This window comes from Corallococcus terminator, from assembly GCF_003611635.1.
Lineage (GTDB): Bacteria > Myxococcota > Myxococcia > Myxococcales > Myxococcaceae > Corallococcus > Corallococcus terminator.
The window spans coordinates 1-20,831 of sequence record NZ_RAVZ01000034.1 but is presented as its reverse complement, the minus strand read 5'-3'; the positions used below and the strand labels follow the sequence as shown (position 1 = coordinate 20,831).

At 68.9% G+C, this 20,831-nt stretch carries 17 protein-coding genes; 12 read left to right on the top strand and 5 right to left on the bottom strand.

The features are described from left to right. Nucleotides 1-13: 13 nt before the first annotated feature. Entirely contained in the window at nt 14-988 is a 975-nt protein-coding gene (locus D7V88_RS07715; protein WP_120539958.1) for a Circumsporozoite protein, read from the bottom strand. Nucleotides 989-1,404: 416 nt separating this feature from the next. Here D7V88_RS07715 and D7V88_RS07710 point away from each other — a divergent pair, with 416 nt between their 5' ends. Continuing rightward, nucleotides 1,405-2,391, top strand: a complete 987-nt coding sequence (locus D7V88_RS07710; RefSeq protein ID WP_120539957.1) for a WD40 repeat domain-containing protein — start codon at nt 1,405-1,407, stop codon at nt 2,389-2,391. An 8-nt stretch (nt 2,392-2,399) separates the two neighbouring features. On the opposite strand, the gene D7V88_RS07705 is transcribed toward D7V88_RS07710, so the two are convergent. The 3 genes from D7V88_RS07705 to treZ are packed head-to-tail and all read right to left on the bottom strand — an operon-like array spanning nt 2,400 to nt 7,023. Next, complete coding sequence (locus D7V88_RS07705; protein ID WP_120539956.1) at nt 2,400-3,065, bottom strand: DUF4336 domain-containing protein; 666 nt, start codon at nt 3,063-3,065, stop codon at nt 2,400-2,402. A gap of 47 nt (nt 3,066-3,112) precedes the next feature. Next, complete coding sequence (locus D7V88_RS07700) at nt 3,113-5,143, bottom strand: amylo-alpha-1,6-glucosidase (protein WP_120539955.1); 2,031 nt, start codon at nt 5,141-5,143, stop codon at nt 3,113-3,115. After that, nucleotides 5,140-7,023, bottom strand: coding sequence for a malto-oligosyltrehalose trehalohydrolase (gene treZ / locus D7V88_RS07695; RefSeq protein ID WP_120539954.1), 1,884 nt, complete (start codon nt 7,021-7,023; stop codon nt 5,140-5,142). Before treZ ends, D7V88_RS07700 begins: the two co-directional genes overlap by 4 nt. Nucleotides 7,024-7,524: 501 nt before the next feature. Between treZ and D7V88_RS07690 the strand changes: the two genes are divergently transcribed. Next, complete coding sequence (locus D7V88_RS07690; protein ID WP_120539953.1) at nt 7,525-9,099, top strand: phospholipase D-like domain-containing protein; 1,575 nt, start codon at nt 7,525-7,527, stop codon at nt 9,097-9,099. Between the two features lie 212 nt (nt 9,100-9,311). Here the strand turns inward: D7V88_RS07690 and D7V88_RS07685 are convergent, their stop codons facing one another. Beyond that, the gene (locus tag D7V88_RS07685; protein ID WP_244238044.1) at nt 9,312-9,482 is read right to left on the bottom strand and encodes a hypothetical protein; all 171 of its coding nucleotides are present in this window, start codon (nt 9,480-9,482) and stop codon (nt 9,312-9,314) included. A gap of 431 nt (nt 9,483-9,913) precedes the next feature. Here D7V88_RS07685 and D7V88_RS07680 point away from each other — a divergent pair, with 431 nt between their 5' ends. The 10 genes from D7V88_RS07680 to D7V88_RS07635 all read left to right on the top strand — a co-directional run. Then, a complete protein-coding gene (locus D7V88_RS07680; RefSeq protein WP_120539951.1) occupies nt 9,914-10,483 on the top strand; it encodes a polysaccharide biosynthesis/export family protein in 570 nt (189 codons plus the stop codon). 41 nt (nt 10,484-10,524) lie between these two features. After that, nucleotides 10,525-11,721: a hypothetical protein gene (locus D7V88_RS07675; RefSeq protein WP_120539950.1), complete on the top strand. Its 1,197-nt coding sequence runs from the start codon at nt 10,525-10,527 to the stop codon at nt 11,719-11,721. Nucleotides 11,722-11,756: 35 nt separating this feature from the next. Then, nucleotides 11,757-13,166, top strand: coding sequence for a GumC family protein (locus D7V88_RS07670; RefSeq protein WP_120539976.1), 1,410 nt, complete (start codon nt 11,757-11,759; stop codon nt 13,164-13,166). Nucleotides 13,167-13,202: 36 nt separating this feature from the next. After that, a complete protein-coding gene (locus tag D7V88_RS07665) occupies nt 13,203-13,940 on the top strand; it encodes a CpsD/CapB family tyrosine-protein kinase (protein WP_120539949.1) in 738 nt (245 codons plus the stop codon). Nucleotides 13,941-14,057: 117 nt separating this feature from the next. After that, nucleotides 14,058-15,425 carry a polyisoprenyl-phosphate hexose-1-phosphate transferase ExoE gene (gene exoE / locus D7V88_RS07660; RefSeq protein WP_120539948.1) on the top strand — a complete coding sequence of 456 codons (1,368 nt, stop codon included), beginning with the start codon at nt 14,058-14,060 and terminating at the stop codon, nt 15,423-15,425. 97 nt (nt 15,426-15,522) lie between these two features. Then, nucleotides 15,523-16,599: a gluconeogenesis factor YvcK family protein gene (locus D7V88_RS07655; protein WP_120539947.1), complete on the top strand. Its 1,077-nt coding sequence runs from the start codon at nt 15,523-15,525 to the stop codon at nt 16,597-16,599. A gap of 36 nt (nt 16,600-16,635) precedes the next feature. Beyond that, nucleotides 16,636-17,754 (top strand): GNAT family N-acetyltransferase, encoded by a 1,119-nt coding sequence (locus tag D7V88_RS07650; protein WP_120539946.1) that lies wholly within the window; start codon nt 16,636-16,638, stop codon nt 17,752-17,754. Continuing rightward, on the top strand, nt 17,742-18,923 hold the full coding sequence (locus D7V88_RS07645) for a DegT/DnrJ/EryC1/StrS family aminotransferase (RefSeq protein ID WP_120539945.1): 1,182 nt from the start codon (nt 17,742-17,744) through the stop codon (nt 18,921-18,923). Before D7V88_RS07650 ends, D7V88_RS07645 begins: the two co-directional genes overlap by 13 nt. Before the next feature lie 85 nt (nt 18,924-19,008). Then, nucleotides 19,009-20,211, top strand: coding sequence for a GNAT family N-acetyltransferase (locus D7V88_RS07640; RefSeq protein WP_120539944.1), 1,203 nt, complete (start codon nt 19,009-19,011; stop codon nt 20,209-20,211). A 77-nt stretch (nt 20,212-20,288) separates the two neighbouring features. Continuing rightward, nucleotides 20,289-20,831, top strand: a 543-nt coding sequence (locus D7V88_RS07635) for an NAD(P)-dependent oxidoreductase (protein WP_279635999.1), incomplete at its 3' end; no start/stop codon positions are given.

The window sequence follows — 20,831 nt, the reverse complement described above, 5'->3', positions numbered from 1 at the left end:
CTCCCGGGGGACATCAGTCGAACAGTCCACCCACCGCGCCGCCGATCCCGCCAATCACGTCGCCAGCGCCTTCGATGAGGTCGCCCGCGGCATCCACCGCGCCGGAGAACACATCGCCGGCCGCGTCCAGCACCGCGCCGCCCGCGTTGATGGCGCCCTCGGCCACGTTCTCCAGGATCTCGCCACCGGCCGCGGCGGCCGTCTCGCCGACCGCCTTGAGGATGTTGCCGGGGTTGACGGAGCCTTCCACCTCGACGCCCAGGCCCAGGCCGGCCGTGGCCTCCACGCCGACGTCGAACTCCAGGTTGCCGCCGTTCAGGCCGATGTCCGCGTGGGCGTCGCCGCTCACGCCAGCGCTGGCGCTGGCGGTGATGCTGGCGGAGGCCAGGGTGTCACCCTCGTGCTTCAACTCGATGGCGCCCGTGAGGCTGGCCTGCGCGCCCGCGAAGCCGGACGCCGCGGCGCTGATGGACACGTCGCCGTCGGTGCCGACGTGCAGGTCCAGGTCGATGCTGCCCTCGGCGCCAATCTTGCCCAGCGCGGAGAGGTCCAGTTCGACGGAGTACTGCTCACCGGCGATCTCGAACTCCACCGTCTTGGTGGCGCTGGCGCCCGCTTCCAGCAGGTTGGCGGACACGTCCACCTGCACGTTCACGTCGATGCCGGACAGGCCGATGTCGGCGTCCACGGAGGCATCCGCGCTGAACGTCGGGCCCTGCACGTAGGCGTTGGTGTTGATGCCGCCCGGGCCGGTGCCGTTGACCTCGGAGCGCGCGCCGCCAGCCTCGAAGCTCGACTGGCCGTTCAGCACATTGCGCGAGTTCGACTGCACGGAACCCTGCGCCGTCGCCGACGTGTCCACGCGCGAGCCGGCCGGTGCCGTGGCGGGCTTCTGACCGTTCTTCGCCAGGTTCGGCGCGACGGGCGGAGGCGCGACGGGCCGCGGCGGGGGAGGCGGAGGCGGGCGGTAGCCGATGGGCGTGGACATGGCGGGCTCGATTTCGAAGGAACGGCGCCAGGTTCGGCGCCAGCTTTTCCCTATTCTCCGAAATGCCAGCGGAGAGTTTCCGACCCCGCATCACTTTGTGAGAAATGGCCGCCGGGATTCTCGCGAAGTGGGGTGCCATCCTACATGCGGGGTGAAATGTTTCCTGGGGCCCAGCGCGGAGACGGTGCGGTGCGTCGAAGTCAGGCGGTGGAGGACCGTTCCTCGCGGTCCCCGGCGCCTGCCTGCCAATGGAAACCTGCTCGATGGGATGTTGTCCCGCCCCTGCCATTCCCGATTTCTAGGAGTGGCGCCATGCGTCGCGGCGGGCCGGGAAACGACGTGGGTCAGGTCCCGGCCGCCGCGTCGGTCCGGGGGGAGGTCGAAAGAGCAGAAGCCTTCTCGCCTGGAGTTCGTAAATGACTTCCTCCCTGGCCGTCCTCACCCCTGCCAACGCCACGCTCTTGAAGCCCGTACGACGACTGGGTCCCGCGCTCGACGTCCATTGCTCCAGGCACCAGCTCGCCTTCGACCCCTCCGGCACCGTGCTCGTCGTGAAGGGCTGGTTGGGGTCGCCCCTGCGCTGGTGGGCACAGGGTGCGGCCTCGGACTCGCCTGTGTGCTCGGTGGACCTGACCCTCGAGTTCAGGGTGGACGTCCTGTCCGTCGGGCAGCTCATCGTGGGCGCGGGTCCTCCGGTGGGCGCGGCCGCCACGCCCTGGCGGCCCCGGCTTGTGGCCCTGTCCACGCAGGACGGCACGCTCCAGCACGAGGCCACCATGCCCCACACCGTCATCGGACTGGGGGCATCCAAGGTTGGCACCCTGGCGGTGTTGTTCGAAGGCGGCGAAGCGCTGCTGTGGGATGTGCGGTCGTGGCGACCGGTGCGCGAACTGGCGGCCATGGAGGCCGACATCACCCTGAAGGACTGCGCCGTCTCCCCCGACGGTCGCTTCGTGGCGGTGGTGGGCACTTCCCATGAAAGGGGAGGTGAGTGCCTCTGGCTCTGGGATTTGCGCACACAGGACAAACCGTGGCGTCTGTCCCTGAAGTGGCCCATCGCCTGGAGCGTCGCCTTCCATCCCACGCAGCCGCTCCTGGTCATTGGCGGAAACTCGGACGAGGTCACGGTGGTGGATGCGCATGCGCGTCGTGTCGTGCGGACGCTGACCGGGGTTGGCGGCTACGCCTGCAACCTCGACTTCAGTCCGGACGGAGCGCTGCTCGTCGCCTCGGGAGATGGCTCTGGCTTCTCCGTCCACCGGTTCGACACAGGGGAGGAGCTGTTCGGTGACGGTGACGGTGACGACATGCAGACGAGCGACGCCGTCATCTCCCCCGACGGCCGGTGCATCGCCTGGGGGCACGGAGATGGAACGGTCAGCCTGTGGGGCGTGGCCGACTGATGTCCGCCCTATTTGATCAACCCCCGCTCTCGGAACGCGGCGAGCAGCCGGGGCTTGCCCTCGTTCAGCATCGCCTCTCCGTGAGAGGGAACCACGTGCTCGAAGTCGAGCCCGGCGATCTTCGCGATGGCCGTGTCGAACGCAGCCCGGTCCTTGGCGAAGCGGAGGAACAGCCGGCTCACGGCGAAGCGCTTGTAGGTGCCGAACAGCCCGAAGAACATCCAGGCGGCGAGCCCCTTCGGCTCGGTGATGTTGAAGACCATGTCGGTCAGGTAGAGCGCCTTCGAGGGACGGTGCAGGAACGCGCTCTCGTTCATCTTCGGCATGCCCGGGATGGGCACGAGCCCAAGCTCGCTCTCGAAGGGCCACGGCGTCTCTCCGAGGATGCCGTGCCAGTTCAGCTCGGGATGCTTCTCCCGCGCGCCCACCGGGCCCCAGAGCTTCGCGTTCGGATGCGCCTGCGCGGCGGCCTTCATGCCGCCGGTGTGCATCAGGCTGGGGGCCACGATGTCGGTGACCGCACCGGCTTCCTGGAGCTGCCCGGGCGTGAGCTTCGACCCCGGTGAGAGCAGCACCCGCGCCTGCTCCAGCTCGAAGACCGCGGTGCGCACGGGCAGGTGCATCAGCGGTGAACGCAGGGTGCAGTCCAGGAAGTGTGTCTTCGGAAGGGACATGGGCGGGAAACTCCCACGAAGTCCCCCTGGACGTCATCCGTCACGACTCACCCGATGTTCGTCTTGCTGAACACGCGCAGCGCCTCCGCCACGCTCCAGGCCTGGGCGAAGCAGCCTCGCGGGTGGTAGGGCTCCGTCGCGTCGAAGATCTCCGAAATCTGACCGATGCCCCCGTGCGACAGGTGGTCCTCCATCCCCGCCAGCAGCGCGCGCGCCGCCTTCAGGTCTGGCGTCACCTTCAACGTCGCGTCCACGTAGTGACCGATGAGCCAGCCCCACACCGTGCCCTGGTGATAGGCCGCGTCGCGCGTGCGCAGGTCGCCGTCATACTTCGGCTTGTAGTCCTTGCTGCCCGGCGCGAGGCTCCTCAATCCCACGGGCGTCACCAGCTCACGGCGCACCACGTCCAGCACCCGCGCCCAGTGCTCGCGCTTGAGCACCGGGTGCTTCAACGAGATGGCGAAGACTTGGTTGGGCCGCACGTGCGCGTCCTCTCGGGCCGCGTCTCCGTCCACCACGTCGTAGAGACACCCGGCCGCTTCATTCCAGAAGCGCTGGTTGAAGCTGCCATGGGTCCGCTCCGCGGCGAGCCGGTACGGCGCCGAGTCCTGGCCCAGCCGCTCCGCCCACTCCGCCATCAGCTTGAGGGCGTTGAACCACAGGGCGTTGATCTCCACCGCCTTGCCCCGGCGCGGCGTCACCACCCAACCATCCACCTTCGCGTCCATCCAGGTGAGCTGGTAGCCCTCCTGTCCCTGGCGCAGCAATCCATCCGTCGGATCCACCCCGATGTGGAAGCGCGTGCCCTTCTGGTGATGCGCCACGATGTCGCTCAGCGTGGGGTACAGGTCGCGCAGGAGGTTCTCGTCCCCCGTCTCCTCCAGGTAGCGGTCCACCGCGTGGAAGAACCAGAGCGTGGCATCCGCCGTGTGGTAGACGCCCTCGTTCTCCCCGTCCGGGAAGTAGTTCGGAATCAGGCCGTCCTTCACGTAGTGCTGGAAGGTGCGCAGGATGGCCGCCGCCTCGCGGTAGCGCCCCGTGGCCAGCGTCAGCCCGTCCAGACTGATCATCGTGTCGCGGCCCCAGTCGGTGAACCACGGGTAGCCCGCGATGACGCTTCGAGCATCCAGGCCCATGGACCGCGCCCAGGCCGCGTCCGCGGGCCTCGGCGGATCGATGATGAATTGATCCGCCGCCAGCACCAGCCGCGCCGGAACACCGGAGCGCGCATGCTCTGGAGCGCGCTCCAACAGGCGCTGCTGCCGCGTCAGCTCCCGTTCGAACACCACGGCGGGGTCCCGCTCCAGATGTTCCGCGGTCTCCACGGTGAGGCCGAAGGCCAGGGTGCTCCCCGGCTTCAGGGTGGCGGTGAAATAGCCTGGCGAGTGCTGCATTTCCGTGAAGTCATAGCCGCGCGCCTTCTCCACGCGCAGGTGCTGCGGCTTGGACGTCTCTTCCAGGCTCACGAACGGCGTGGGCCCGTCCGAATACAGCCGCATCCTCATGGACGGGCCGTCCTCGCCGTTGCGTAACGTCACCAGCGGCCCTCGCAGCGTGACGATGGCGTCCTCCACCTTCTCGAGCAGCGGCCCATCATGCGGGCGCAGCACCGGGAAGGGCCGCAGGTGCAGGGTGGCCTCCGGACCGGACAGGTGCTGCCACTCGATGAACACCGTGTCCTCGCCGTGCACCATCACCAGGCTTCGACGCAGCCGCGTCCTCCCCACTGCGTACTCCCAGACGGGGATGAGCCCCTCCAGATGGAAGTGCCGCAGGTGGCGCGCGCCGTCCTCCAGCGCCGTGCCGTCCGCGTGCTCCTCGGAGGTCAGCCGGTAGCGCTGACCATCCACGAAGGCCACTTCGTCCATCCGCGCCATCAGCACCGTGCGACCCAGCTTCTCCAACGTGGGAATGAACAGGCCGTGGTAGCGGCGCGTGTTGCACCCCACCAGCGTGCCGGACGCGTAGCCCCCCCGGCCATTGGTGATCAGCCACTCGTGGTGCACGCCGACGCCGAAGTCGGCGCCGTCCTTCCAATCGAACGCGAGGCGGGGCAGGTCGGGGGCAGATGAATTCACGCCGTGGTCTCCTCCTCGCTCGTCAACACGAGCGCGGTCTGTCCGGGCAGTGGCAACCGTCCATCCTCTGGAATCGGTGGCGTGCCCATCCCGCCGTAGCGGGCCTGGTCACTGGACAACAACTTCCGCCAGCGCCTTCCCGAAGGTGGGGCGAGCAGTGGTTCCGGACACGGCTCCGAATCCAGTCCCGTGCCCAGGTTGAGGAGGATCAGCCGATCGCCTTCCTGCTCGCTGCCCGAATAGCGCAGCACCAGCGCCCGCGGCCCCAGGACGGCTCCCGCCACGCGCGTGAGGTCCTGCGCGGCGAACACCGGATCCTCCCGGCGCAGGCGCAACAGGTCCCGGTGCAACGCCAACGCCTCGGTGTTCCGGGCGTGTTCGCTCCAGTCCAGCTTGGAGCGGCCGAAGGCCTCCTCTCCGATGGGCAGGTGGAAATCGTCCTCCTCCATCGCCTGCCGCGCGCTGGCGAACTGCGCGAGGAAGTCATCCCGGCCCTTCTGCACCAGCGGCTGGAGCTTGTCGTCGTGGTCCACGAAGTAGTGGAACGGCGTGGAGGCGAAGAACTCCTGCCCCATGAAGAGCATGGGCGTCTGCGGCAACAGCAGGAAGAAGGTGGTGAGCGCGCGCATCCGGGGCAGCCCCGCCAGAAGTTGGAGCCGGTCGCCGCGCAGCGTGTTGGCGAGCTGATCATGGTTCTGCAGGTAGAAGACGACGCGCTCCGCCGGCACCCGGCCCAGGGGTGAGCCGCGCTTCTTCTTGTGCCAGCGGTAGTACTGGCCCTGGTACAGCGAGTTGCGCAGCGCGCACGACAGCAGCTCCTGCGCGGTGCCCTGGTAGTCGGAGAGGTACGCCTCCGGGTGGCCCGTCATCGCCACCCGCGCGGAGTGGTGGAAGTCATCCACCCAGAGCCCGTCCGCGCCCTGGCCCCGCGCCTCCGGGGGCGTGACGATGTTCACGTCCTGGGGTTCGTTCTCCGCGATGAGGAGGATGCGCCGCCCTCCCGCCGCCTCCCGGGAACGCGAGACAAGCTCGCCGACGATGTTCCGGGGCGAGGCGTCGTAGAGGCTCTGCGTGGCGTCCAGGCGCAGGCCGTCCAGGTGGTACTCGGCAATCCAATGGGCCGCGTTCTGGAGGAAGAAGTCGCGCGACGCTCCCGCGTCCTTGCCGTCGTCGAAGTTCGTGGGGTCTCCCCAATCGTTCGGATACTTCGAATTGAAGTAGCCCTTCGAGTACTGCGCCAGGTAGTTCCCGTCCGGCCCCAGGTGGTTGTAGACGACGTCCAGGATGACGCCGAGCCCCATGCGGTGCGCTTCGTCCACCAGCCGCCGCAGGTCGTCCGGATCGCCATACACGGCGCAGGGGGCGAACAGCGACACGCCGTCGTAACCCCAGTTGTGATGACCCGGGAACGTGTTGAGCGGCATCAGCTCCACGGTGGTGACGCCCACGTCCTTCAAGAGGGCCAGCTTCGAGGCGACGCCCGAATAGGTGCCCTCTGGGGTGAAGGTCCCCACGTGCAGCTCGTACAGCACCTGGCCGTGCGCCTCGATGCCCTTCCAGCCGGCGTCCGTCCAGGCGAAGCGGCTGGGGTCCACCACCTGCGAAGGGCCGTGCGGCCCTTCCGGCTGGAAGCGTGAACAGGGATCAGGAAACGCGTCCCCTCCGTCCAGGCGGTACTTGTAGCGGGTGCCCACGGCGACCGCGTGGGTGCCCGCGAAGTAGCCGTGCGACTCCTCCTGGAGCGGCAGCGCGCGGATGCCCTGGGGCTCGGACAGCAACACCTCCACGGTGTGACGGCGCGGTGCCCAGACACGGAAGCGGGTGCGCCCCTTGTCCAACGGCTGTGCGCCCAATGAAAGTGATGCGGGAGTGATCCCCATCCTGCGTTCTCCAATCCATGGCCCATGCGTCCGCCGGACATCCCAAGAGGGGCGGCCCCGTGGCGGAGGCGAGGGGGGAAGGGTAGGAAGCAGGGGCTGGCCCGGCATCGTCCCCCGGTCCGTCGGGGCTTCGCTTTCGGGCGCGCGGCGCATCTCGCTCGAAGGTAGGTTGAGCATCGGCGTTCGTGCCTTGCAGCGTCCGTGCTCCCGGGCGGGAGGAGCCCGGTGGCTCGGCGTGCGCAGCGCGCGACCGTTGCCGCAGGGCCCCTGTGCTCCGTACGCTCCCCAGGCTGCCCGCAGGCCGACAGGAGGGGCAGGCCCTGGCTGTCGCCACGCATGTGAGCGCGAGCCCGCTCCCAGGTCCCTTGCGACGGCCTGGAAGGAACCGCACCTCACCCAGGACCTTCGTGGGCGCTTCTCCTATAGAGAGGGGGCCGCCCCGGCGATGCGGAACGTGGACGGGCGCGGGCACCCGGATGTTCCGGCCCGAGGAGGAACGGCGTGGCCATCGTGAAATCGACGGGCATCAGCGGACCCCAGCGCGGGCTGGCGGAGCAGGTCTTCTCCCGGGCCGCGGGCGCGCCGCTCGTGCCGGGCAACGACGTGCACCTGCTGCGCGACGCGCGGGAGAACTACCCCGCGTGGCTGAGCGCCATCCACCTGGCCCGCCGCTCCGTCCTCTTCGAGAACTACATCATCGAGGACGACGACGTGGGCCGCTCCTTCGCGGACGCGCTGGAGGCCCGGGCCCGCGACGGCGTGCGCGTCTGCGTGCTCTATGACTGGCTGGGCTGCCAGGGCACCGCGTCCAGCCGCTTCTGGCGCCGGCTGCGCGAGGCGGGCGTGGAGGTGCGCTGCTTCAATCCCTTCCAGTTCGACCGGCCCCTGGCCTGGCTGGGCCGCAACCACCGCAAGACGCTCACCGTGGACGGTGAGGTGGGCTTCGTCTCCGGCCTGTGCGTGAGCCACAAGTGGGTGGGGGACCCGGAGAAGCACGTGGCCCCGTGGCGCGACACCGGCCTCGCGATTCGCGGCCCGGCCGTGGCGGACCTCGTGCGCGCCTTCGCCCAGGGCTGGGCCACCGTGGGCACTCCCCTGGACGAGGACGCCTGTCTTTCCGCCCGCGCGCCCGAGCCGATGGGGGACGTGGCCCTGCGCGTGGTGGCCGGCGTGCCCTGGAGCGCGGGCCTGTTCCGCGTGGACCAGCTCATCGCGTCGCTCGCGCGCAAGCGATTGTGGCTCACGGACGCGTACTTCGTGGGCACCGCCGCCTATGTGCAGGCGCTCCGGGCCGCTTCGCGCGACGGCGTGGACGTGCGGCTGCTGGTGCCCGGCAGCAGCGACATCCCCCTGCTGCGCCCTCTCACCCAGTCCGGCTACCGCCCCCTGCTGGAGGCGGGCATCCGCGTCTATGAGTGGAACGGCACCATGCTCCACGCCAAGACGGCGGTGGCGGATGGGCTGTGGGCCCGCGTGGGCTCCTCCAACCTCAACCCCGCGAGCTGGCTGGGCAACTCCGAAATCGACGTGGCGGTGGAGGACATCCACTTCGCCCAGCAGATGGAGGCCATGTACCAGCAGGACCTGGAGCACGCGACGGAGGTCGTGCTCAGCGGAAGGGACCGGCGCCTGATGTCCATGAACCCGCACCCGCGCCCGCTTCCGCGCTCCCAGCGGGGCGCGCCCGGACGGCGGGGCAGCATGAGCCGCGCGGCCGCGGGCGCGGTGCGCCTGGGCAACACGGTGGGCGCCGCCGTCACCAACCACCGCGAGCTGGGGCGCACGGAGTCGAAGCTCGTCTTTGGCGCGGGCGTGGTGCCCCTGGCGCTCGCGGGCGTGGCGCTGTGGTGGCCGCAGGTGGTGGCCGTGCCCGCGGCGCTCCTCTCCGCCTGGGCCGGCATCGCCCTGTGGAGTCGCGCCGCGCGCCTGCGCCGACAGGAAGCCGAAACGCCTGAAACACAGAGGCCCCTGCCGGAGTCCGACGTGCCGCCCATGCCGACCGTCACGGTGGAGTCGCGGCTCATCGCGGAAGCGGAGCCCGTGCACGTGTCGGAAGCGGAGCGGCAGCAGCCCTGAAGTTTCTCCTCCGCCGGGCGCGCTCATGGCGTGCCTCCAGGGGAAAGCCTCCGAGCTTGCGAGCTTCGGCGTTCGCGCGCTTCATGGCTTGCGCGCTCGCGCAAATGAAACGGGGCCGCCGGGTCGGAGCGCGGGAAGCGTTGCTTCCCATCGCGTCCAGGCCCGAGGCCCCGTGATTCCTACAGTCCTTCAGCCTTTATCAGGCCACCTGCCTACGCCTGCTTCGCGACGCCGGCCGGCTCCGCCGCCTTGCCGTTGAGCAGCGCGCTGCCCCCATACAGGGCCAGGCCCACCATTCCCAGGACGCCGGCTTCGATGCTGCTGCCCATCGCCGCGCCCATCAGGCCCACCACGCTGGTACCCACCATGAAGACCAACCCCATCGCCCCAGCAGCCTTGCCCATTCCGTTGTCCCCCGTGTGACGGTTGTGACGCCCTGAAACCCTACCGATGCGTCCGACGGGCAGTCCCTCTTCAAGACCCGTGCCGAAGTGCTCGCACAGGAGGGCTCCTCACATGTGCTGGAGCGCGTGGAACGGGGAGGGACTGGATTGGGCAAACCTCTTCCACCGCACGGAAGCGATCGGCAGAAAGCACAGGGGAGAACACCGGGGTACGACCGGAATTTTTCCCGATTCCCCCCATGTGCGCCTGATGTGGCACGCCGTAACCCACCGAAGTCCAAGGGTTTTCCCTCTTACAAGCCGCTGGCACACGCGCTGCTAAGGGACACCGCCAGAAGCGTGCTGCTCGGCCCGCAGGGCCGGTGGACGGCGGCACTCGCCAGACATCAGTGAACGAAGGAGAGCGGAAGATGGGAATGCGGCGCACGGGGTTCTGGGTGGGGTTGGGGATGCTCCTCCTGTCGGGATGTGCTCACCAGCAGACGCTGAAGGTGGACAACGCGGATCAGCCGTACCGCATCGGCCGCGAGGACGTCCTGGACGTCAGCGTGTGGCGTGACGCGGAGCTGTCGCGCACGGTGCCGGTGCGGCCCGACGGTTACATCTCCGTCCCCATGGTGGGGGAGATCCAGGCCGCGGGCATGACGCCCACGGAGCTGGCGGAGGCACTCAAGACGGGGCTGCAGCCGTATGTGCAGGAGCCCCGCGTGACGGTCATCGTCCGCGAGGTCAACAGCACCCGCGTGTTCGTGACGGGCGAAGTGGCCCACCCGGGCGCCTACCCGCTGCGCGGTCGCGTGTCGCTGCTCCAGGCCATCGCGCTGGCGGGCGGCTTCACCGACTTCGCCAACTCCGACGGCATCGTCGTCATCCGCACGGACGGCAAGGGCGGGCAGATCCCGGTTCGCTACAGCGACCTGGTCTCCCCTGACGGCGAGAACGTCATCCTGCGTCCCGGTGACACCGTCGTCGTCCCGTGAAGCATGACGGACGCAACTTAAAACACAGACATCCGGAAGATATGAACAAGGGCGCGGGCGTGGGTAAGGATGGGAGGGCGGCGGTGAGGGGCAACTGGAAGCGGGCAGTGATTGCAGGCTGTCTCATCGCTGGACCGGCTGCTCAGGCAGCCACCATCCTGGAGCCGCGACTGCGCCTGACGGCGGAGGAGCGCTTCGACAACGACCTGCGCCTGGGCGGCGGAGCAGGGGCCACCGGCGGGCAGTTCATGACGAAGCTGTCGCCCCGGCTGGGCCTGGATGTGAAGAACGAGCAGCTCACCCTGGATACGTTCTACGCCGCGGACCTGCTCGCCCGACACGGCTCTGGCAAGACGACGTTGGATCACCGGGGCGGGTTCGGCCTGCGCGACGTGCTGTCGCGCCGGCTGCGATTGGACGCGAGCGCCAGGGTGTTCCGGGTCACCGACCCCACCTCGCTGCCGCGTGACGGTCTGGCGCGCTCCACCTCTCCCACCTTCTATGCGCAGTCGAAGGTGGGGTTGACGGGGCGGGTGACGGACCGCATGGATGTGCGCGGCAACTATTCGTTCGAAGCCACGCGCATCATCGAACCGGGACGCGAGGCCGGTTACGCGCACACCCCGTCGGTGGAGTTGTGGTACCGCTCCACGCGCCGGTTGTCGTTGGGCGCTGAATATCGTTATCAGGGCTTCCTCTACGCGGGGGACTACAGCCAGGCGCACGGCGCTTCGGCGGCCCTGCGCTACCGGCTGACGCGGCCCACCACGCTCACCCTCCGGGGCGGGCCGGTGCGCTACATGCCGGCGGATTCATCCCGCGGGGGCTGGCTGCCCCGCGTGGCGCTGGAGCTGGTTCGTGAAGGAGAGCGTTCAGACGTCGGCTTCGCCATGGGACACGATCTGGTGGGTGCCAGCGGGTTCTCCGGCGCGGTCTGGGCGGATTACGCATCACTGATGGCGGCGCACCGGTTCACGGCGAAGTTGTCTGCCTTTGGGGCGGCCAGCTTCTTCCGCAACGGCACCGCGCCGAATTTCAACTACACGGAGTGGCGCAACACCACGAACGTGTCGCAGGGCTATGCAGTGGGAGGCGGCGTCGAGTACCGGATGAACCGGAAGCTCGCGTTGCAGGGGGCGGTGGATCGCATCGCGCAAGTGGGCGCGGCGGACATCGCCGGGGCAGGGGATCTGACACGCAATGTGTTTGCTCTCCGTCTGGTCATGACACCTTGGTAGGGAGCATGCGAGTGCGAGGCATGGAGGAGCGGATCATGGAGCGTGGGATGACGGCGGACCAGATGCTTTCGGCGCTGTGGCGTCGCAAGGCCCTGGTGGGGGCGATCGCTGCTGCAATTTTCGTGGTGGGCGCGGCGATCGTGATGACGCGGCCTAGCATTTATGAAGCGTCGGTGGTGGTGCGCGTGGAACCGCAGCGCCCCGGTGAGGAGATGGTGCAGCGCACGGTGAGCGAGCTCATCGAGCAGCGGCTGGTGACGGTCCGCCAGGAGCTCCTGGCCCGGCCGGTGCTCCAGAAGGCCATCGAGGAGATGAACCTCTACCCGGAGCTGGTCTCCGAGAAGGGCATCGAGGCGGCGGTGGAGCAGATGCGCAAGGACCTCACGGTGCGCGTCGAAGGTGAGACGGCCTTCGAACTGACGTACGCGGGCCGCGACCCGCAGGTCGTCGCGCAGGTGACCAACCGCCTGCCGGCCATCTTCTCCGAGGAGACGCTGAAGATCCGCCAGGCGCAGGCGGCCCGCGCCACCAACCTCTTCACGGAGGAGATGGTGAACATGGGCAAGGCGGTCTCCGCGTGGGAGGCGAACATCAGCCGCTTCAAGGTGGACCACCTGGGCGAGCTTCCCGAGCAGATGGAGATGAACATGCGCGGCCTGGAGCGCATCAGCGCCCAACTGCAGACCAAGTCCGAGGAGCTGCGCGCCGCCGAGGCCCGTCGCTCCGACCTGGCCCGGGCCCGCAACGCCGCGGACAGCGAGGCGGGGCGCCTGGAGGCCGCGCAGAGCGGGCTGTCCCGGACGCTCACCCAGGCCAAGACGCAGTGGACCGAGGACCACCCGGAAGTGAAGCGGATGGAGCGCGAGCTGGGCAACGTGTCCGAGCAGCGCAAGGACGCCGAAGGCCGGATGTTCGCCGAGCGCAACGAGCGGGCCCGCGTCACCACGCTGGTGGGCAGCATCCAGAAGGACATCGTGGACCTGCAGAAGCAGGCCGAGGCCTACCAGGCGCGGCTGAACAACACCCCCCGCTGGGCGCATGAGCTGGCGGTGATGAACCGGGACTACGAAATCGCCCGCACCAAGTACCAGAGCGTGGTGAGCCGCAAGGTGGAGGCGGAGATCGCCCAGGAGCTGGAGGCCAAGAGTGCCCAGAGCCTGTTCAACGTCATCTCGCCCGCCGGGGTGCCTTCCGCTCCGGCCCGCCCGGACCGCCTGAGCGGCCTGCTCATCGCGGCCCTCCTGGCCCTGTCGCTGGGTGTCCTCACCGGCACCGTGCTGGAGATGCGCGACGACAGCCTGCGCGACGGCACCGAGGTCCGCGAGCGCATCACGCTGCCTGTCCTGGCGGTGGTCCCGAACATGCAAGGGAAGACGGAGAAGCGGGTGTTGATGCCCATGGCTGGGAGCAAGAACAGCGTCTCCTCGCCGACTTCGCTGAATTAATTGCCGACCCCCTACGGAAAAGATTGGAGCACTCAGATGGATTCGACGATGGAGCGGGCCGGAAACTTCCTCCCGCGTGTGGATGAGAGCGCGACTTCCTCGAACGCGGTGGACCGTCGGGTGGTGACGCTGACGGCCCCGGCCTCCGCGGCCGCCGAGCAGTACCGGACGCTGTACTACCGGCTGGAGCGGATGCGGGAGCAGCGCCCGATGAAGGTGGTGGCGCTCACCTCGGCCATGCCGGGCGAGGGCAAGACGGTGACGAGCGTCAACCTGGCGCTGGCCGCCGCCCGGGCGAACCCGGAGCGCCGCATCCTGCTGGTGGACGCGGACCTGCGCCGGGGCCAGGTGGCCCCCACGCTGGGCATGCGCAACAAGCAGGGTCTGGCGGAGCTGCTGGCCGGTGAGTGCGATGTGCGCGACGTGGTGCGCCGCTTCAACGCCACGCGGCTGGCGGTCATCCCCGCCGGCGCCACGCCGGAGGAGAGCACCCAGGTGCTGGCGAGCGCCCGGATGAAGCAGTTCCTCAAGGCGGTGCGCGAGGGCTTCGACGAGGTGTACGTGGACCTGCCTCCCACGCTGCCCTTCGCGGACGCGGCCATCCTCGGCCACCAGATGGACGGCGTGCTGATGGTCATCCGCGCCAACGTCACCCCCTCCAAGGTGGTGAACCAGGCGGTGGAGCAGTTGGCGGGCGCGGCGCTGGTGGGCTGCGTGCTCAACGGGGCGGAAGTGAACGCGACCCCGTACCTGAAGAACTACGTGAAGAAGTAGCAGCCCAAGCAGCACGACGTGCAGGTGAGTGCAGTCTGTCTGGCCTTCCGTCCCCCTCCTATGCGGAGGGGGGCGGGGCCTGGAGTGGAGTGGGCGGGTCGGGGTTGGAGGAGTCACGTGCTTCGCGTTTTTCACCACTATTTTTCTGCCAAGAAGCTGACGTTCTTCCTCGCCGAGAGCACGGCGATCGCGCTGGCCTGTGTCGCGGGTGCCGCGGCCTGCGCGGCCCTCTTCGCGCCTCCGGGTACCTGGCCGCCGCTCGCCACGCTGTGGCCGACGCTGGTGGGATTGGGCCTGGCCTTCGTCGTCACCTTCCAGTTCACGCTGTACCTGTTGGACCTCTATGACCTTCGGGTCGCCGCGGAAGACCGGACGCGCGGCTACCGCTTCCTCAAGGCCGCGGGCGTCACCGCGATGGTGGCGGGCGGGGTGATGCTGCTGCTGCCGCTGGCCCTTCCGGTGTCCCTGCCTCCCGGCACGCTCTTGGGCGGCGCGATGGGCGCCCTGGCCGGCACGCTGGCGGTGCGCGTCTCCATCCGCGCCCTGGTGGGTGAGCCCGACGCGGTCCTCATCATCGGGGATGGCCTCAAGGCCCGCGCGGTGGCGAGCGCCATCGAGGCCGGCGGCGAGGGTTCCTTCCGCGTGGTGGCCCTGGTGGACCCGCGCAAGGTGGACGAGCCGCTGGATGCGATGGCGGCGCGGCTCAATGCCTCCTATGTGGTGCAGGCTGCGGATGACATGCGCGGCGCCAACTGGGTGGACGCGCTGTTGCGCTGCCGGCTGGACGGGCGGCGGGTGTACGAAGCGTCTGGCTTCTGCGAGCGCGTGCTGCGCCGCATCCCGGTGCAGTTCCTCCGGGCGAGCGACTTCGCCTTCGCGGATGAGATGACGGTGTCGCCCCTGCGCCGGGCCTTCAAGCGCGCGTTCGACCTGGCGGTGGCGTCGCTCCTGCTGCTCCTGGCGTCGCCCTTCCTGGTGCTGGTGACGCTGGCCATCAAACTGGACTCCAAGGGCCCCATCTTCTACCGGCAGGACCGCGTGGGATTGGGTGGCCGCTCCTACCCCTTGTGGAAGTTCCGCAGCATGCGCACCGACGCGGAGAAGGACGGCGCGGTGTGGGCGCGCTCCAACGATGACCGCGTCACGCGGGTGGGCAAGTTCATCCGCAAGACGCGCATCGATGAGATTCCCCAGGTGTTCAACGTGCTCATGGGCCACATGAGCTTCGTGGGCCCGCGTCCCGAGCGTCCGGTGTTCACCGAACAGCTCAAGCAGCAGATTCCGTTCTATGGCGTGCGTGAGGCGACGAAGCCGGGCATCACGGGTTGGGCGCAGATCCGCTACCCCTATGGGGCCTCGGTGGAGGACGCGCGCAACAAGCTCGAGTTCGATTTGTATTATGTGAAGAACGGGTCGTTGTTTCTGGATGTCGGCATTATCTTCCACACCGTCCGGCACGTGTTGTTGGGGCGGGGTGCTCGGTAGTTCGCAGTCGTCACGTTCCGCGGCCTCCGGTTGTCGGGGGAGGCCGGGATGTCAAGGGTGAGCAGCCATGGATTGGGATGGGCGAGGGGGTCGGAACATGGTGGGCATGGATGTGGATGCGCCGTTCGCGGAGTGGAGCCAGGACGACGCGCGCAAGCAGCAGAACGCCGAGCGCAATGAATTGTTGCAGGCCCCGAAGACCCGCCCCACGCGCATCGTCGCGATGGGCGGTGGCACGGGCCTTCCCATGGTGCTGCGTGGGCTTGCCCGCCGCGCGACGCCCAAGCCGGGCTCGCCTGGCGTGGACATCACCGCGGTCGTGGCGATGAGCGACGACGGCGGCAGCTCCGGCCGCCTGCGCCGCCTGCACGGCGCGCTGCCCCCGGGCGACATCCGCAACTGCCTGGTGGCGCTCGCGGGTGGCAAGAGCGCCCTGAAGGATGTCTTCCAGTACCGCTTCGGCGGCGCGAAGGGCCTCGCGGGCCACGCGGTGGGCAACCTGCTCATCGCCGCGCTGGCGGAGCTGAAGGGTGACTTCCTGGAGGCCGTGCGGCTGTCCGGGGAGCTGTTGGGCGCGCAGGGCCAGGTGTTGCCCAGCACGCTGGCGTCGGTGCAGCTCGTGGCGCAGATGCATGACGACACGGAGGTCGTGGGCGAGCGCAACATCTGCCGTGCCCACGGTCGCGTGCGTCGCGTGTCGCTGAGCCCGCGCTCGCCGCCCCCGGTGGACGGCCTCCTGGAGGCCATCTATTCGGCGGACCTCATCGCCATCGGGCCGGGCTCGCTGTACTCGAGCGTGCTGCCCAACCTGCTGGTGGACGGCGTGGCCCAGGCGCTGAAGGAGACGCGCGCGCTGAAGGTCATGGTGGCCAACCTGATGACCCAGCCGGGCGAGACGGACGGCATGAACTGCCTGGACCACGTGCAGGCGGTCATCGAGCACGTCGGGCCGGTGCTGGACGCGGTGCTCGTCAATGGCCGGCAGCCGACGGAGGAGTCCATCCAGCGCTATGCGCGCAAGGGCTCGTTCGTGGTGACGGCGGAGACGCGGGAGCTGTTGTCGTCGGGCGTCATCCCGGTGCAGGCCGACCTGCTCAAGGATGGGTCCAAGATCCGACACGACAGCCGCAAGGTCGCCGCCTGCCTGCTGAAGATGGCGCGCAGCGGCTTGTAGGCCGCCGCACCCATCACCACCTTGGGGCCCGCTCCTATGGAAGCCAGAAACCTTCGTGCCGACCCGCACGTCGTGGAAGTCAACGACCGGGCGGCCTTCATGTCCCTGGACGCCGAGTGGAACCAGCTCGTGGAGAGCACCTCCAACGAGCTGTTCTACCGGCATGAGTTCCTGCGTCTGTGGTTGGACAACTTCGCCGCCGGCGGTCGCATGCGGGTGCTCCTGCTGCGAGGCCCGGACGGCGAACTGACCGCCGCGCTGCCGCTGGTGGAGGAGCGCACGTCGATGTACGGCGTGCCGGTGCGGCAGCTCACCTCCGCCGCCAACGCGCACTCCTGTCGTTTCGACCTGCTGGCCAGGGATGCGGAAGTGGCGGCGGACGCGTTCCTCACGCACCTGAAGCAGACGGGTGGCTGGGACGTGCTGCGGCTGACGGATGTGCCGGACGGCGGGGTGGGCTTCCGTCTGCTGGCCGAGGCGAAGCGCCGCGGCATGCCGGTGGGCGAGTGGGAGTCGTTGCAGTCTCCCTATGTGCCGCTGCCCGCGACGAAGGACGCGTACTTCGCGTCGCTGCCATCCAAGTTCAAGGCGAACTGCCGTCGGCGTCGCCGCAAGCTGGAGGAGAAGGGGAAGGTCACCTTCGAGTGCGTGTCCGGCGGTCTGGACCTGGAGGGCTCGCTGGAGGAGGGGCTGCTGCTGGAGCAGAGCGGTTGGAAGGGGCAGAACGGCACGGCCATGGCGCAGGACGGGAAGACGCGGGGCTTCTACACGGAGCTGGCGCGCGACTCGGCCTACCGCGGGCGGCTGGCGCTGTACTTCCTGCGTCTGGACGGGCGCGCGGTCGCGTTCCAGTACGGCCTGGAATACGGCAAGCGCTACTTCCTCCTGAAGCCTGGCTACGACGAGAGTCTCAAGGAGTGCAGCCCCGGTCAGTTGTTGACCGAAGAGGTGCTGGGGGCCTGCCTGGACCGGGGGCTGACCGAGTTCGATTTCCTGGGGCCGGACATGGTGTGGAAGCGCGACTGGACGAATCAGGTCCGCAAGCACACCTGGCTCTACGTGTTCAATGACACCACCTTCGGTCGGGCCCTGTGCGCGACGAAGTTCCGGTGGGTACCGGCGGCGAAAGAGGCGGTGGCGCGATGGAAGCGGTGAAGAAGTCCGACAGCAAGCTGTTCGTTCCGTCCCTGCCCACGCTGTGGCCGGGAATGCTGCTGGCCGGGGCCCGCCCCGGTTCGCTGCCTCCGTTCTCCTCGCCGAGCGCGCGCTACTTCTACTTCGCGCGCAACGCCGTCTGGCTGACGATGAAGATGCTGCGCCTGGATGGCGGCGAGGTGCTGATGCCCTCCTACCACCACGGCGTGGAGGTGGAGGCGGTGGTGGACGCGGGCGCGACGCCGCGCTTCTACCGCGTGGGCGCCCGCTGGGACGTGGACCTGGAGGACGTGGCGAAGCGCATCGGGCCGAAGACGAGGGCGCTCTACCTCATCCACTACGCGGGCTTCCCGGGGCCGGTGGACGCCATGCGCAAGCTGGCGGACGAGCACGCCATCCCGCTCCTCGAGGACTGCGCGCTGTCGCTGCTGTCGTCGGATGGCGCGACGCCGCTGGGCACCACGGGGGACGTGGGCATCTTCTGTCTCTACAAGACGCTGCCGGTGCCCAATGGGGGCGCCCTGGTCGTCAACGGGCCGCGGCAGTACAGCCTGCCGGAGCCTCCGGCGCCGCCCCTGGCGTCCACCTTCAGCCACACCGTGTCCGCGCTCCTGCAGAACCTGGAGCTGCGCGGTGGGGCGGTGGGCCGGGGCCTGCGAGGCCTGGTGCGTTCGGTGGGCCATGGCACGGTGAAGGCCGCGAGCATCGAGCGCGTGGCCACGGGCACGCAGCACTTCGACCGCAGGCACGTGGACCTGGGCATGAGCCCGCTGACGAAGCGGATCGCCCTGTCGCAGGACCTGGAGGCCATCGTCGAGGCGCGCCGCCGCAACTACTTCTTCCTCTTGGGCCGGCTGCGGGATGTGTCGCCGCCGCTCTTCAACCAGCTTCCGCCGGGTGTGTGTCCGCTGTTCTACCCGATGGTGGTGCAGGACAAGGAAGCGTTGCTGGCGCGGCTGCGCGAGCGGGGCATCGACGCCATCGACTTCTGGAAGCGCTTCCATCCGGCTTGCGACCCTTCGGAGTTCCCGGAGGTCGCGCAGCTCCGGCGGACGATCCTGGAGATTCCCTGCCACCAGGACCTGTCGCCGGAGGTGATGGCGGAGGTGGCCGAGGCGGTGCGGGACGCGCTGAAGGCGGAGCGCCGCCCGAGCAAGCGCACGGGATGAGTGGGGATGGGTGGCTGGCTCCCGGGTTGCAATGACTGACGGGAGCCAGGTGGCGGTGCATCGTGAAAGGCATCAGGGTGACGCGGTGATCCGCGAAGACGAGTTGACGTCAGGGCCGCAGGTCGCGCCGAAGCTGGACGTGGCGGCGGTGGGCAGTGCTTCGCAGTTGTCGGGGATGCGGGCGGAGTGGAACGCGCTGTTGGACGCGAGCACCGCCGGTCCCTTCAACGCCTGGGAATGGCTGTATCCGTGGTGTCGGCGCATCTCGCCGGACGTGCGGCCGCTGGTGCTGACGGCCCGCGACAGGCTGGGCACGCTGGTGGGCCTGCTGCCGCTGGGATTGGAGCACCGCTGGGTGAACGGCGTGCGCGTGCGGCGCCTGGGCTTCCTGGGTGAGACGCACGTGGGCAGCGACTACCTGGACGTGGTGGCGCGCAAGGGCCGGGAGGCGGAGGTGGCGCGCGCGTTCTTCCAGGTGCTCCAGGGGCTGCGCGACGAATGGGATGTGTTGGATTTGACGGACCTGCGCGAGGGTTCGGTGACGCTGGGCGTGGCGCGCGAGGTGTTTGGCGACACGAACGTGCGCAAGACGGACCGGTATGTCTGCCCCTACGAGACGTTGGTGCCAGGCGAGCCGTTCGACGCGTTCCTGAAGCGCACGGGGCGCCGGGACAACTACCTGCGTCGGCGCAAGTGGTTGGAGAAGCAGGACGGCTACCGCATCGAGCGCACGGACGCACCGGGTGACCTGGCGGGGCCGATGACAGACTTTTTCCGGTTGCATGCGCTGCGCTGGTCCTCGGATGGAGGGTCGCAGGGCATCAAGGGCGCCGGGGTGGAGGCGTTCCACCGGGATGCGACGCAATTGCTGGCGGAGCGGGGCCGGCTGCGGATGTACACGATGAAGGTGGGCGGCCAGGCCGTGGCGTCGGTGTACGGCATCCTGCATGAGAAGTCGTTCGTGTACTTCCAGTCCGGCTATGACCCGGCGTGGCGCAACCGCAGCGTGGGTCTGGTGTTGGTGGGCGAGACGTTCAAGGACGCCATCGACATGGGGATGACGGAGTACGACTTCCTGCGAGGCACGGAGTCCTACAAGGCGGATTGGGTGACGAAGCAACGTCAGACGGTGTCGCTGCGCGTGCACGGCGCGGGCATGGGCGGTGCGTGGTTCACCCAGACCGAGGAGCTGGCCCGGAAGGCGCGCAACGCGGTGAAGAGCGTGCTGACGGATGAGCTGGTGGAGAAGGTGCGCCGGCTGCGTCGCCGCAAGGCGGCGGTGCATTGACGACGGGCTTGGCGGTATCCTGAAGAGCGAAGACCCTGTCTGCCCTTGGCAGCGGGGTCTTTCGCTTTGGAGCCGCCATGGAGAAGCTGCGCTGCGCCGTCCTGGATGACTATCAGGGAGTTTCGACGAAGATCGCGGACTGGTCTTCGTTGAGCGGGCAGGTCGAGGTGACGGTGTTCCGCGACCACTTCTCCCGGGAGGAGGAACGGGTCGCCGCGCTGGCTTCCTTCGATATCATCGTGGTCATGCGGGAGCGCACGCCCTTCCCGGCCGCGCTCTTCGCCCGGTTGCCACGGTTGCGCTTGTTGGTGACGACGGGGATGCGGAACGCGGCGATCGACTTGTCCGCTGCTGCTGCGCACGGTGTGACGGTGTGCGGGACGGCGAGCGCGACCGAGCCTCCCGTGGAACTGACCTGGGCGCTGATCCTGGCGCTTGCTCGGAACATCGTGGGAGAGAACGGTGCGTTCCGTCAGGCTGGCCCCTGGCAGGGCTCCGTGGGGGTGGATCTCCACGGCAAGCGGCTGGGGCTATTGGGGCTGGGAAAGATTGGCAGCCGGGTCGCGAAGGTGGGGGCGGCGTTCGGGATGGACGTGGTCGCCTGGAGTCCGAACCTCACC